This window comes from Limobrevibacterium gyesilva (genome assembly GCF_025989185.1).
Lineage (GTDB): Bacteria > Pseudomonadota > Alphaproteobacteria > Acetobacterales > Acetobacteraceae > Limobrevibacterium > Limobrevibacterium gyesilva.
In genome coordinates this window covers 39,309-52,194 of record NZ_JAPDNT010000022.1, presented here as the reverse complement: position 1 = coordinate 52,194, position 12,886 = coordinate 39,309, and the positions used below count along the sequence as shown (strand labels likewise).

The window sequence follows — 12,886 nt, the reverse complement described above, 5'->3', positions numbered from 1 at the left end:
CCCTTGGCGTGGCCCGCCAGTGTAGGATGCGCCATCCGAACAAAGGAAGCGGCGCCCGCCGTCAGGAGCAGAGGTGATCAGGATCAACGACCGGCTGAGCCTGGACGAGCGCGAGATCGAGGAAAGCTTCATCCGCGCCTCCGGTCCCGGCGGCCAGAACGTCAACAAGGTGTCCACGGCGGTGCAGCTCCGCTTCAACGTGCGCGCCTCGCCGTCATTGCCCGAGTCCGTGCGTGCCCGGCTGGAGCGCCTGGCCGGCAACCGCCTGACCAATGACGGCGTGCTGGTCATCACCGCGCAACGCCACCGCAGCCAGGACCGCAACCGCCAGGACGCGCTGGCGGGCCTGGTGGAGCTGATCCGGCAAGCCGCCGTGCCACCCGTGCCCCGCCGCAAGACCAGGCCCACCTTGGCCTCGCGCCTGCGCCGGCTGGAGGCGAAGACGCACCGCGCCGGCATCAAGAAGACGCGTACCCGGAGGCCGGAGCCGGAATAGAAGCGCACACGATCGTCATCGCGGTAACGGATTGGTAGCACCGCCGCGTGCATCCTGGCGGCATGCACGCACCGGAACTCCATCGGCCATGATCGAGATCGCGCCCGGCGCGCGCGTCTCGCGCCTCGCCGACATCGAGGATTCCGTGCGCGGCAGCCGCATCATCGTCTGCGCCGGCGCGGTCATCGACGCCTTCGTCAAGATCAAGCCCGCCGGCGGCAGCGGCGACGTGCTGATCGGCCCTGGCACCGTCATCAACGCCGGCTGCGTGCTCTACACCGGCCACGGCATCCGCATCGGCGCCAACGTGCTGATCGCCGCCAACTGCACGCTGGCGCCCACCGACCACGCATTCGCCGATCCCGGCCGCCCGATCCGCGACCAGGGCTTCCGCCCCAGCCGCGGCGGCATCGCGATCGAGGACGATGTGTGGATCGGCGCCAACACGGTGCTGCTGGACGGCGCGCGGATCGGCGCCGGCAGCGTGGTCGGTGCGGGTTCATTGGTGCGCGGCGCCCTGCCGCCGTTCTGCATCGCCATGGGCAGCCCCGCGCGCATCCGCGGCTGGCGGCGCGCGCCGTGACGCCGTTCACCGTCCTGGGCGCAAACGGCTTCATCGGCCGCGCCCTCGTCGCCCATCTGCGCCATTGCGGCCGCGCCGTCCACGCCGTCACCCGCGCCACCCTTGCGGAATTCCTCGCCGCCCGCCGCCCGGCCGGCCATGTCATCGACTGCATCGGCCTGAACGCGGGTTTCCGCACCAACAAGCTGGCCACGGCGGACGCGCATGTCGGCCTGGTCGCGCGCTTCCTCGGCGGGCTTGACCTGCAATCCTTCCTGTTCCTGTCCTCGACCCGCGTCTACGCCCGTACCGAGCCGGCGCGCGAGGACGTGGCGCTGGAGGTGCAGCCCGCCAGCGCCTCCGACCTCTACAACATCACCAAGCTGGCCGGCGAGGCGCTGTGCTTGTCGGACCCTCGCCTCGCCGTGCGCGTGGCCCGCCTGTCCAACGTCTACGGCCCCGGCATGGGCACCGGCAGCTTCCTGGGCCAGGTGCTCGCCGAGGGCGCGGCGCAGGGCGCGGTCACGCTGCGCCAGAGCCTGCTGTCCGCCAAGGACTATATCGCCATCGCCGACGTGACGCCGGCGCTGCTGGGCATCGCCGAACGCGGCGGCGCACGCCTCTACAACGTCGCCAGTGGCGCCAACACCAGCCACGACGCGATCGCGGGCGTGCTGACCCGCCGCCTCGGCTGGCCTGTGCGGGTCGCCGACAATGCGGCGTCGATCCGGTTCCCGCGCATCGACGTGGCACGGCTGTCGGTTGAATTCGGTGCGCCGCCCAGTGCGGTGCTGGAAGACCTTCCAGCCCTGGCGGCGATTTTGCGACAGGAGGCCGCATGCTGACGATCGACGAAACCCGCGGGCAGGTCATGGTGGCCGGCGTGGACGGCACGAGCCGCGTCCATCCGATGGACTCGCCCGAAGCCTTCGAGGCGGTCTCCGCCGCCTGGCTGCGCTGCGGCTGGGACGTGAAATACGTCTACGGCTTCACCTGGATGGGCCGGCCGATCATCCAGTTGCCGGAGGACATCATCCGCATCCAGGAAGTGATCTGGCGGCTGCGGCCGGACGTGATCGTGGAAACCGGCGTCGCCCATGGCGGCTCGCTGGTGTTCTACGCCGGCCTGTTCGCCGCCCTCGGCCACGGCCGCGTCATCGGCGTGGACATCGAGATCCGCCCGCACAACCGCGCGGCGATCGAGGCGCATCCGATGTCCTCGCGCATCGCGCTGATCGAAGGCAGCTCCATTGCCGCGGAAACGGTCGCCGCCGTGCGCGCGCAGATCGGGCCGGGCGAGAGCGTGCTGGTCATCCTCGACAGCAACCACAGCTTCCGGCACGTCGCTGCCGAGCTCGACCTTTACGCGCCGCTGGTCACGCCCGGCTCCTACATCGTCGCCTGCGACGGCATCATGGCCCAGGTGGCCGGCGCCCCGCGCACCGCGCCGGACTGGACCTGGAACAACCCGATCTCGGCGGTGGAGACCTTCCTGGCGCACACGCCGGACTTCATGCCGGAAGAGCCGGGATTCGCCTTCAACGAAGGCGTGGTGCGCGACCGCGTGACCTACTGGCCGAAGAGCTTCCTCAAGCGCCGGCCCGCCGGCGCGTCATAACGGCCCGGCGCGCCGCCTCCGGGCGTTGACAACGCCCGCGCCGCGCCCCCTAGATGACACGAACTGCGTGACGCAGGCAGGCAACTCGGGGGAAGCGATGCAGCCTGACCCGATCGGTCGACCGCGCACCGCGTGGCCCGCGGCCGCCGGCGCCAGTTGCGGAGAACAGCCATGACGCCTCCCGCCGCCGGCGGCATCGACTGCGACATCCACCCCGCCGTCCCCAGCCTGCAGGCGTTGCTGCCCTATCTCGACGAGCACTGGCGCGAGCAGGTCGTCACCAGGGGCTTGGACGAGCTGGCGTCCATCGCCTATCCGAACAATTCGCCGCTGACGGCCCGGCCCGACTGGCGGCCGCCATCGGGGCGGCCGGGCGCCGACCTCGCGCGGCTGCGGGCCGAGGCGCTGGACCCGTTCGGCACCAGCATCGCCATCGCCAACTGCCTCTACGGCGTCCAGCTTCTGTACAGCGAGGACATGGCCGCCGCCTTCGCGCGCGCCGTGAACGACTGGATGGCCAAAGAGTGGCTGGACCGGGAGCCGCGGCTGCGCGCCTCCATCGTCGTTCCGGTCCAGAACCCGGAACTGGCGGTGGACGAGATCGAACGTTGCGCCAGGGATCCGCGCTTCGTGCAGGTGCTGCTGCTGGTGATGGGCGACAGCCCCCTGGGCAAGCGCAGATACTGGCCCATCTACGCCGCGGCCGAGCGCCATGGCCTGCCCATCGGCATCCATGCAGGCTCCGCCTACCACACTCCGCCGACTCCCGTCGGCTGGCCCTCGTACTACACCGAGGATTATGTGGCCCAGGCGCAGGCGTTCCAGACCCAGCTCACCAGCCTGATCTGCGAGGGCGTGTTCACGCGCTACCCGAACCTCAAGGTGGTGCTGCTGGAATCCGGCTTCACCTGGCTGCCGGCGCATCTCTGGCGGCTGACGAAATACTGGCGCGGCCTGCGCATGGAGATCCCGTGGGTGGATCGCGCGCCCACCGACATCGTGCGCAGCAACGTGCGCCTGTCGCTGCAGCCGGTGGATGCGCCGCCCGACCGCGACGGCCTGCTGCGCATCATCGACCACATGCAATCCGACGAATTGCTGCTGTTCTCGACGGATTACCCGCATTGGCAGTTCGACGGCGACGCCGCCCTGCCCGAGGGCCTGCCGGACAGCCTGGTGCGCAAGATGATGCTCGACAACCCGCGCGCCACCTATCGCCGCCTGCCGCAGCCGGCCGGCCTCGGCGCGCCCGGCTGACGGCGCCCGCGTCCGCTCACTTACGGGACCACCGCCATGAGCCGCCACATCGTCGCCCCGGTCCAGGACATCCCGCCGGGCAGCCGCAAGCTGGTCACGGTGAAGGGCCGGCCGATCGCCATCTTCAATATCGGCGGCGAATATTTCGGCCTGCTCAACCGCTGCCCGCACCAGGGCGGCAGCCTGTGCGAAGGCCGCCTCACCGGGCTCTTGGAATCGTCCCGCCCCGGCGAATACCGCTACACCCGCCAGGGCGAGATCCTGCGCTGCCCCTGGCACGGCTGGGAGTTCGATATCCGCACCGGCCAGTCCTACTGCGACCCGGAAAGGATCCGGACGCGCGCCTACGCCGTGAACGTCGAGCCCGGCAGATTGGTGGTCGAAGGCCCGTATGTCGCGGAAACCGTCGCGGTCTCGGTTGAGCAGGACTACGTCGTCGTGGACATGTGACGCGATCTGCGGCGCCTTGGCCGCGCAGGCCGGACGCCGCCCATGCTCAGCCGGCTGCCAGCTGGGTCTTGCGCAGCGACAGCCCGAACGAAAGCCAGCTCGCGCCCTGCACCACCAACTCCACGGCGATCAGCGTGCCGAGCACCCAAAGCCCCGACCACGGAAGGCTCGCATAAAGCAGGTAGCCGACGCCGATGCTCACGACGCCGCTGAACAGAATCAGGCCCCAGGCCGCCACATCCCGGTGCCGCAGTGCGAGCACGATGCGAAAGATCCCGCCGACGATGAAGGTCGCCGCGACCAGCAGCGTCAGCACCACCGCGCCCTGCACCGGCTCGTTCATGATGAGAAAGCCACCAACGAGATAGAGCACGCCGCAGAGCACGCCGGTAATGAAGCCGCGCCATTGCCTGGTCATGAAGGCGTGCGCGATCTGGAACACGCCGCTCACCACCAGGCTCGCTCCGATGAAGATCACGCTTGCGACGGTGACGAAGGCGACGTCGATCCACGCGATCACGCCCAGGACGATCAGCGCGACGCCAAGAGCAACGAACCATCCCCACTTCCATGATGTAGGGGGAGCAACGCCCTCGTGGCCGGCTACACTGGTTGACATGACATCCCTCTCCTGTGTCGGCTGCGAAGGGTCTCGCCTGGCCGGCCATCGCCGATAGGCGCCAGCCGGGCCGCTCCGCCCGTCAGGCTGGCCTGGTGAAGCCGATATCGTCGTCGATCACCGCATTCGGTCCGATTGGAATCCGTCCCGGGTTCGGCAGGTTGAGCTTGTGAAAGGCGATCCTGTCGCGCCACACCTTGCGCAGGAAGTCCTCGAAAACCTGGATCGTCAGCTGCTCGCCGGGGCAGCGCCGATAGCCGAAGCCGAACGGCGCAAATCCGGCATAGTCGCAGACCGGCAACGGCTTGCCGTCGACGACGCCGAAGACGGTGCCGAATCCGCTATTGGCCAACCCTGCTTTCCTGCCATCGCTGACGTCGAACGTGGTGGGATCGAAGGGGCACCGGGGAAAGCCGATCTGCCGGCACCTGGCCTCGTCGATCTGGGCGCTCGTCGGCACGCTCCGGTAGCGGTCGGGATCGAATTGCAGCGGGTTGGTCCAGTGCCGCGCATCGAAGCTGGTCGCCGTGTGCGGCGTGCTGATGTAGCTGTGCCGCTCATACGGCACGCCGAATTGCGCAAATGGCGATCCGCCATAGGCCGATTGCCTGGCGTCCGTGATGGCCGAGATGCTGCCGCCGTTCGGGGAGATGGTGCGGAACAGCTCCATCACGAACAGTTCGAGCGGCGTGTACGGCCCGCCGTCCGCGTTGTCGTAGGCGCCGCTCATGGTCTTCTCGAAGGACGCACGCACCGCGGGATCGCCGCCGTCCTGGCTCAGCCGCGACATGATGCCGAAGATCGTGTTGCCCCATTGACTGAAGGCAACGAAATTGTGGAAGCACTCGAAGACGACGTCCTTCTTGCTGAAATGCGCGCCGTTGCCGGCGTTCTTCAGCCAGTACCAGGCGAGCGTTCTCTCGGGATGGGCGACACGCCCGCTGGCCACATCGTCGAGCCGCGCGTCGATCCATGCCTTGAGGAAGCCGAGCAGCGCGCGAACCGTCATGTAGTTCTCGTACACGATCGGCTGCATCGGGTCGCGGAAGGCGAGGACGGTGTTGAAGCTCTCGCCGATCGTTCGGACCTTGGGCGGAACCGCGTCGCCCTTCACGCCGAGATGCAGGTCCCAGTAGATGTCGAAATAATAGTCGAGATAGTGCCGCATGAACGGCTTGCCGGCGAACCGGTTGTCCATCAGCTGGTCGAAGAAGGCGACGACCTTGTCGCCGTACATCGGACGGTACAGATCCGGCGTGACGGCCGACATGTAGATCCGCTTGCGCAGGTTGTTGTCGCCGCGCTGCTCGAGCCCCTGCAGGAAGACGGTCACGCCGTCCTGCGGGGTCGGCTTCCAGCTTTCGTAGATCAGCCCCCAGAGATCGGACGGCAGCGCGTTCTCCTTCGTCAAGGTGACATCGATCATCGGCAGCGCCGGCCGCTCGCCTTCATAGAAGCTGGTCAGGAAGAACGGGATGACGACATTCTCGACATAGGCGCGGTCGAAATTGCCCGGGATCGAGGCGCGGAAGCGGGCCAGCGCGGCCGCGATCTCGCCGGGCGACGCGTCCGTCGCCGAGGCCCTGTCAGACAGGGCCCCCACCGCGGCGGCCGCGGCGCCGGCGAGCACCATTCGTCTTTCCATGGCCGTTTTCCCCGATATATCCCGGCCATGTGATCCTAGTTGCTGCCATCCATTGCAGCGTTGCAATTTGCCGTGAGAGAAACCGAGGGCCGGTCATGAAGGGCGCGAGCACGAAGCCGGGAATGCGATTGCCGTCACGACCGGACCCTGTCCGCTAGAAGATCAGCGTGACCTGTGTGCGCAACTGCCACGTCGCGCCGAACTGCGGCCGCAGCGCATTGTAGTAGGCGCCGAGAAGCAGGTTCACCGGCAGCTTGCCGCCGAGCTTGATGACGCGGCCGACCTCTGCGCCCACCGGCAGCGTCCATGCCTTGTTCCCCGCCGCCAGCCAGTTCGCGGTGATGACCGGCGCGCTGCCGACGTACCAGCCCTCGCCGAAATTGTAGTTCACGAACGGTTGCGCCAGGAACATGTTGTAGCGCGTGCCGCCGCGCCCGGACGTGCCGCCGAACGACCAGACATTGTTGGCCAGCCCGCCCGCGACCCACGGCCCCCGCATGAACACCAGGACCGCGGTCGGGCCGCCGCCCCAGACATTGGAGCCCAGGGTCGCGTTGCTGATCGTCGGCACCTGCACCACCGGCCCGACGCCCCACAGCCACCCGTTCACCGGCTTGCTCGGCGACAGGAAGGCCGAGAACGTCATCGGCCCGGTGCCGAACGGAACGGTCGGCGCCGGCTGCAGCGACGGCTGCCAGATCAGCGGCAGGATGGTCCGCGTGATGATGTTCCAGTCCTCGTTCACGTGGACGGGAATGACCGGCTGGACATTGAGGATGTCCTGCGTGCCCTTGTGCGGCCCGGCATTGAAGTTCGTGTTGTTCTGGAACGGGAAGCTGTAGAGATCCCCGATCGGGTTCTGCAGCTTCTTGGCAAGCTCGGTGGCGTCCGCGCCGCCACTGCCTGCCGCACCCGGGCTTGCGGCGGCGCCGGCCGGCGGGATGCGCACGGAAGGCGGCGGAGGCGTCTGCGCCGCGGCACTCGCCCCGAGGCCGAGGCCCGCGATGACTGCCAGGCCCAGTTCGCGCATGTGCGCCATGCCGCCTGCCCCTGGTTGATGCCCGGCCGTGACGCCTGCGGCGGTTCCGGGCCGCCGGTCCGTCCCCGGGCGCCCCGCGGCGATGCAACGGCATCGCCGGCGATCCCGCACGACACGTGTGTGTGAACCGCCGATCCCGCGCCCGGGCGGCGCGACTTCAGCCGCGGCCGGCGAAGGGCATCTTCGTGGCCATCACGGTCAGGAACATTACGTTCGCATCCGGGGGCAGGCCGGCCATGTAGACGATGGTCCTGCCCACGCTGTCCACGTTCATGGTCGGCTCCGGCTTCATCGTCCCGTCGGCCTGCGGCACGCCGCCGGCCATGCGCGCGGTCATCGGCGAGGCGGCGTTGCCGATATCGATCTGGCCGCAGGCGATGTCGTAGGCCCGCCCGTCCAGCGAGATCGTCTTGGTCAGCCCGGTGATGGCGTGCTTGGTCGCCGTATAGGCCGCCGACCCCGGCCGGGGCGTGTGCGCCGAGATCGATCCGTTGTTGATGATCCGCCCGCCGCGCGGCGACTGGTCGCGCATCATGCGGAAGGCGGCATTGGCGACCAGGAACGCGCCGTTCAGGTTCACCGCCACCACGCTCGCCCACTGCTCCCAGGTCATGTCCCCGAAATTGGTGCTGGGCACGTTGCCGCCGGCGTTGTTGAACAGCAGGTCGAGCCGCCCGAACGCCTTATGCGTCGCCGCGAACAGGGCGGTCACCGAGGCCGGGTCGGTCACGTCCGTCGGCACGGCCAGGGCGCGCCGGCCGTTGTCGCCGGCCAGCGCGATCGTCTCCTCCAGCGCCCCCAGCCGCCGCCCGGCCAGCACCACGCTGTAGCCCTCGGCCAGCAGGGCCAGCGCCGCCGCCCGCCCCACGCCGCTGCCGGCGCCCGTCACCATGGCGATCCTGCTGCCGTGTCCGCTCATTCGTCTCTCTCCCGTGTTGACCGGCCGGCTTGACTGTCCGGCTCCGGCGCGCTGCCATGCCGCCGCGACAAGGGAGCATGGCCGCCATGACGACGACCCGCAACATCACCATCGAAGCCGCCCTCGACGAGGCGAAGCAGGCCTATACCGACCGCAATCCTGCAAGCCTCGCGCACCACCAGGCGGCAACCGGCGCCATGCCCGGCGGCAACACCCGCACGGTGCTGTACTACGACCCGTTCCCCATCACCTTCGCCCGCGGCGCCGGCGCCCGCCTGTGGGACATCGACGGCCACGAATACGTCGATTTCCTCGGCGAGTTCACCGCCGGGATCGCCGGCCACTCCCACCCCGCCATCCGCCGCGCGGTGGAGAAGGCGATGGATTCCGGCATCAGCCTGGGCGGCCACAACACCTTCGAGCCGCGCTTCGCCGCCCTGGTGCAGCAGCGCTTCCCGTCGATGGAGCTGGTGCGCTTCACCAATTCCGGCACCGAGGCGAACATGCTGGCCATCAGCACCGCCATCGCCTGCACCGGCCGCAAGAAGGTGCTGGTGTTCCGCAACGGCTACCACGGCGCGGTGTTCATGTTCTCGCCGGGCGCCAACATCAACGCCCCGTTCGACTACATCTACGGCAGCTACAACGACATCGCGGCAACGCAGGCGGAGATCGAGGCCAACGCCGCCGACCTCGCCGCGGTGATCCTGGAGCCGATGCTGGGCGGCGGCGGCTGCATCTCCGCCGAGCTGCCGTTCCTGCAGATGCTGCGCGACACCACCGCGAAGCACGGCATCGTGCTGATCTTCGACGAGGTCATGACCTCGCGCCTGTCGCCGGGCGGCCTGCAGGCGGTGCTGGGCATCACGCCGGACCTGACCACGCTGGGGAAATATATCGGCGGCGGCATGTCCTTCGGCGCCTTCGGCGGCCGCGCCGACCTGATGGCCCGCTTCGACCCGCGCTCGCCCAACGCGCTGCCGCATGCCGGCACCTTCAACAACAACGTGCTGACCATGTCCGCCGGCATCGCGGCGCTCACCGAGGTCTACACCCCCGAAGCCGCCAACGCGCTCAACGCCATGGGCGAGGACCTGCGCAGCCGCCTGAACGCGGTGGCCGAGCGCCATGGGGTGGCGATGCAGTTCACCGGCCGCGGCTCCATGCTGGCGGTGCACATGACGCGCACCCCGATCCGCAGCCCCGCCGACGCCGCCAAGGGCAACGCCAAGACCCGCGACCTGTTCTTCTTCGACCTGCAGAAGGCCGGCAACTGGATCGCGCGGCGCGGCATGATGGTGCTGTCCCTGCCGCTGACCCCGGCGGACATCGACAGCCTGGTCGATGCGGTGGAGGAGTTCGCGACCTCGCGCGCCCATCTCCTGCAATAAGCCGCCGCCACCCCCTGGGCGCATCGCCCGGATCGCAGTACCGTGATCCCGCATAGAACCGGAGAGAAATGCGGATGCTGCCCAGGGACCTTCAGGCCCGCGCCGAGCGCTTCCTGCCTGCGAACGTGCGCGCGCGGATCCGCAACCCGCAGATCCGCCCGCACTGGATCGGCGACACCGACCGCTTCTGGTATCGCCACGAATCCCCCGAAGGCATCACCTTCACGCAGGTGGACGCCGCAGACGGCAGCACCGCCCCCGCCTTCGACCACGCCCGGCTCGCCGCCGCCCTGACCTTCGCCTCCGGCCAGCCCGCCGATCCCGCCAATCTGCCGATCGAGCGCCTGGCCCTCGACGCCTCCGGCGCCGCCCGCTTCACCGCCGGCGGCGCCAACTGGACCTATTCCCCCGCCACCGGCACATGCAGCCCGGACCCCGCGCCCGATCCCGCCCGTGATCCCGGCAGCCAGCCCGGCGAAGTCCGCTCACCCGACGGCACCCGCGCCGCCTTCCGCCGCGGCCACGATCTCTGGCTCCGCGACACGATCTCCGGCTTCGAGAAGCAGCTCACCTTCGACGGCGCGCGGCACCACGAATACGCCAAGTCCGCCGACATGAACCTCACCACCGTCACGCTCGCGCGCAAGGGCATCACCCTGCCGGCCGTGGTGCTGTGGTCGCCCGATTCGCGGCGTCTGCTGACCTCCCGGCTGGACGAGCGCGCCGTCGCCGACTTCCCGCTGGTCCAGCACGTGCCCGACAGCGGCGCCGCACGCCCGGTGCTGCACACCCTCAAGGTCGCCAACAGCGGCGACCCCGACCTGCCGATGGAACAGCACATCATCATCGACACCATCACCGGCAGCATCATCCCGGCGCAATCCGGCCCGCACGTCACCGGCGTCATGACCTGCATCGAGAAGGAGGAAGCCTGGTGGAGTGCTGATTCCACCCGTGTCTTCTTCCTCGACCGCGACCGCCTCTGGCGCCGCCAGACTCTGCACGAGCTCGATACCCGCACCGGCGCCGTCCGCCCCATCCTCACCGAAACCGCCGACACCTTCATCGACGTCAACCTTTCCGTCACCGGCCTGCCCAACATCCGCGTGCTCGACCGCAGCAACGAGATCGTCTGGTTCTCCCAGCGCGACGGCTGGGCGCATCTGTATCTCCACGACCTGCGCACCGGCGCGCTGAAGCACCGCATCACCCAGGGCGAATGGGTCGTGCGCGACATCGTCCATATCGACGAGGCCGCCCGCCGCATCCACTTCCTCGCCGCCGGAATCGACCCCGAAGCCGACCCCTATCTGCGCACCCTCTGCAGCATCAACCTCGACGGCACCGGCCTCACCGTCCTCACGCCCGAGCCCGGCGACCACGCGCTGGCCATGAAGCAGAAGCGCGTGCCCCGCGACCACATTCGCCCGGAAGCCGAGACCGGCGCCTGGCTGTCGCCCTCCGGCCGCTTCTTCGTGCACACCCATTCCACCCTCGAACGCGCGCCCGTCTCCACCCTGCGCCGCACCGACGGCACCCTGGTCGCCCCCCTCGCCGAAGCAACGCTCGACCCCGCCCTGCAAGCCGCCTGGCGCTGGCCGACTTCATTCCGCGCCCCCGCCGCCGACGGCGAAACCGAGCTGTTCGGCGCGCTCTGGCTGCCCACGGATTTCGACCCGTCGCGGAAATACCCAATCATCGACTACATCTATCCCGGCCCGCAGCGCGGCAACCTGCCCACCGCCATGCTCGCCGACACCCTGCCGGAGCTGTCCCGAAGCTGCCTGCCGCAGGCCTTCGCCGAGCTCGGCTTCGTCGTCGTCATCGTGGACGGCCGCGGCACGCCGTTGCGCTCCAAGGCGTTCCACGACGCCAGCTACGGCAAGCTCTCCGACCCCGGCATGCTCGCCGACCACGTTGCCGTGCTGCACGAGCTCGCCCGCCGCCACAGCTACATCGACCTCGCGCGCGTCGGCATCATGGGCCATTCCGGCGGCGGCTACGCCTCCGTGCGCGCCTTGCTGGAATATCCGCAGGTCTTCCACGCCGCCGTCGCCACCTCCGGCAACCACGACCAGAAGGGCTACAGCTTCTCCTGGTGCGAGAAATACCAGGGCCCGCTGGAACGCCACCCCGACGGCACCACCACCTACGACGCCGCCGCCAACGCCCCGCTCGCCCACCGCCTGCAAGGCAAGCTGCTGCTCGCCCACGGCGACATGGACGACAACGTCCACCCCGCGCTGACCATGCAGCTCATCGCCGCCCTAATCGCAGCCGACAAGGATTTCGACGTCGTCGTTCTGCCGAACGACGACCACACGACGGTGTGGAACAACCGCTACTTCCTGCGCCGGGCGATGGAGTTCATGGTTCGGAGTCTGATCGAATAGGCGAGGGGACGCTGCTCTCTCGCCGGCATCACTCGTTCGGCGGGCGATACGCCACGTTGCTCGTCTTCACCTTCTCCATCGCGCTCTTTGCCTCCTGCGCGGTCATCAGCACATGGGTCTCGAACCGCGTGAAGGCGCCGGTCGCCGACGCCCGCATGCTGGTCGCCACTGCAGATACGTTGTCGGGAAACTCGACGATCGCCAGCCCGTCATATTCGCCCAGCATGAAGAAGTAGTTGTGCAGCTTGCCGCCGAACCCCTCGATCAGTTGCCGGGCAAGCGGCTCACGGTCATGCGGGTTCTGGGTCAGGGCCCGCGAGGTGCTGTCCTTCAGCCCCCACCGGATCGCGTAGAACGGCATCATTTCCTCCTGTTTCTGGTGGCTACACGGTTCGGCGACAGAGGCGGGCGACACCCATCTGATCAACGCACCGGCACGCGGGACGAAAACGCTCAACCGCTCTTCAGATTTCTCCCGGATGGATGGCCGGCACGGC

At 68.8% G+C, this 12,886-nt stretch carries 13 protein-coding genes; 8 read left to right on the top strand and 5 right to left on the bottom strand.

Annotation, left to right across the window (positions count from 1 at the left end):
• The first annotated feature begins 73 nt into the window (after positions 1–73).
• The 6 genes from arfB to OL599_RS19095 all read left to right on the top strand — a co-directional run bounded on the left by arfB (position 74) and on the right by OL599_RS19095 (position 4,383).
• Positions 74–496, top strand: a complete 423-nt coding sequence (gene arfB, locus OL599_RS19120) for an alternative ribosome rescue aminoacyl-tRNA hydrolase ArfB (protein ID WP_264715494.1) — start codon at positions 74–76, stop codon at positions 494–496.
• An 88-nt stretch (positions 497–584) separates the two neighbouring features.
• Positions 585–1,079 (top strand): acyltransferase, encoded by a 495-nt coding sequence (locus OL599_RS19115; protein ID WP_264715493.1) that lies wholly within the window; start codon positions 585–587, stop codon positions 1,077–1,079.
• The gene (locus OL599_RS19110; protein WP_264715492.1) at positions 1,076–1,903 is read left to right on the top strand and encodes an NAD-dependent epimerase/dehydratase family protein; all 828 of its coding nucleotides are present in this window, start codon (positions 1,076–1,078) and stop codon (positions 1,901–1,903) included. Before OL599_RS19115 ends, OL599_RS19110 begins: the two co-directional genes overlap by 4 nt.
• Complete coding sequence (locus tag OL599_RS19105; RefSeq protein ID WP_264715491.1) at positions 1,897–2,676, top strand: cephalosporin hydroxylase family protein; 780 nt, start codon at positions 1,897–1,899, stop codon at positions 2,674–2,676. The genes OL599_RS19110 and OL599_RS19105 overlap by 7 nt, the downstream gene beginning before the upstream one ends.
• 171 nt (positions 2,677–2,847) lie before the next feature.
• Positions 2,848–3,933, top strand: a complete 1,086-nt coding sequence (locus OL599_RS19100; protein WP_264715490.1) for an amidohydrolase family protein — start codon at positions 2,848–2,850, stop codon at positions 3,931–3,933.
• A gap of 36 nt (positions 3,934–3,969) precedes the next feature.
• Positions 3,970–4,383 (top strand): Rieske (2Fe-2S) protein, encoded by a 414-nt coding sequence (locus OL599_RS19095; protein WP_264715489.1) that lies wholly within the window; start codon positions 3,970–3,972, stop codon positions 4,381–4,383.
• 46 nt (positions 4,384–4,429) lie between these two features.
• Here OL599_RS19095 and OL599_RS19090 read toward each other — a convergent pair whose 3' ends face one another.
• The 4 genes from OL599_RS19090 to OL599_RS19075 form a co-directional block, all read right to left on the bottom strand.
• The gene (locus OL599_RS19090; RefSeq protein ID WP_264715488.1) at positions 4,430–5,002 is read right to left on the bottom strand and encodes an HdeD family acid-resistance protein; all 573 of its coding nucleotides are present in this window, start codon (positions 5,000–5,002) and stop codon (positions 4,430–4,432) included.
• Between the two features lie 82 nt (positions 5,003–5,084).
• The gene (locus OL599_RS19085; RefSeq protein WP_264715487.1) at positions 5,085–6,647 is read right to left on the bottom strand and encodes a cytochrome P450; all 1,563 of its coding nucleotides are present in this window, start codon (positions 6,645–6,647) and stop codon (positions 5,085–5,087) included.
• Positions 6,648–6,801: 154 nt separating this feature from the next.
• Positions 6,802–7,686 carry a hypothetical protein gene (locus OL599_RS19080; RefSeq protein WP_264715486.1) on the bottom strand — a complete coding sequence of 295 codons (885 nt, stop codon included), beginning with the start codon at positions 7,684–7,686 and terminating at the stop codon, positions 6,802–6,804.
• Positions 7,687–7,843: 157 nt separating this feature from the next.
• Positions 7,844–8,605, bottom strand: a complete 762-nt coding sequence (locus OL599_RS19075) for an SDR family oxidoreductase (protein WP_264715485.1) — start codon at positions 8,603–8,605, stop codon at positions 7,844–7,846.
• An 86-nt stretch (positions 8,606–8,691) separates the two neighbouring features.
• On the opposite strand from OL599_RS19075, the gene OL599_RS19070 reads away from it, so the two are divergent.
• Both OL599_RS19070 and OL599_RS19065 read left to right on the top strand, forming a co-directional pair.
• Positions 8,692–9,996: an aspartate aminotransferase family protein gene (locus OL599_RS19070; protein WP_264715484.1), complete on the top strand. Its 1,305-nt coding sequence runs from the start codon at positions 8,692–8,694 to the stop codon at positions 9,994–9,996.
• A 74-nt stretch (positions 9,997–10,070) separates the two neighbouring features.
• Complete coding sequence (locus tag OL599_RS19065; RefSeq protein WP_264715482.1) at positions 10,071–12,389, top strand: S9 family peptidase; 2,319 nt, start codon at positions 10,071–10,073, stop codon at positions 12,387–12,389.
• A gap of 28 nt (positions 12,390–12,417) precedes the next feature.
• Here OL599_RS19065 and OL599_RS19060 read toward each other — a convergent pair whose 3' ends face one another.
• Positions 12,418–12,750, bottom strand: a complete 333-nt coding sequence (locus OL599_RS19060; protein ID WP_264715481.1) for a GYD domain-containing protein — start codon at positions 12,748–12,750, stop codon at positions 12,418–12,420.
• Positions 12,751–12,886: the final 136 nt, after the last annotated feature.

Coding starts and splice junctions, on each gene's coding strand:
- OL599_RS19095 (WP_264715489.1), top strand. CDS start 3,970: ATGAGCCGCCACATCGTCGCCCCGGTCCAGGACATCCCGCCGGGCAGC.
- OL599_RS19080 (WP_264715486.1), bottom strand. CDS start 7,686: ATGGCGCACATGCGCGAACTGGGCCTGGCAGTCATCGCGGGCCTCGGC.
- OL599_RS19090 (WP_264715488.1), bottom strand. CDS start 5,002: ATGTCAACCAGTGTAGCCGGCCACGAGGGCGTTGCTCCCCCTACATCA.
- OL599_RS19070 (WP_264715484.1), top strand. CDS start 8,692: ATGACGACGACCCGCAACATCACCATCGAAGCCGCCCTCGACGAGGCG.
- OL599_RS19100 (WP_264715490.1), top strand. CDS start 2,848: ATGACGCCTCCCGCCGCCGGCGGCATCGACTGCGACATCCACCCCGCC.
- OL599_RS19105 (WP_264715491.1), top strand. CDS start 1,897: ATGCTGACGATCGACGAAACCCGCGGGCAGGTCATGGTGGCCGGCGTG.
- OL599_RS19115 (WP_264715493.1), top strand. CDS start 585: ATGATCGAGATCGCGCCCGGCGCGCGCGTCTCGCGCCTCGCCGACATC.
- OL599_RS19075 (WP_264715485.1), bottom strand. CDS start 8,605: ATGAGCGGACACGGCAGCAGGATCGCCATGGTGACGGGCGCCGGCAGC.
- OL599_RS19085 (WP_264715487.1), bottom strand. CDS start 6,647: ATGGAAAGACGAATGGTGCTCGCCGGCGCCGCGGCCGCCGCGGTGGGG.
- OL599_RS19060 (WP_264715481.1), bottom strand. CDS start 12,750: ATGCCGTTCTACGCGATCCGGTGGGGGCTGAAGGACAGCACCTCGCGG.
- OL599_RS19065 (WP_264715482.1), top strand. CDS start 10,071: ATGCTGCCCAGGGACCTTCAGGCCCGCGCCGAGCGCTTCCTGCCTGCG.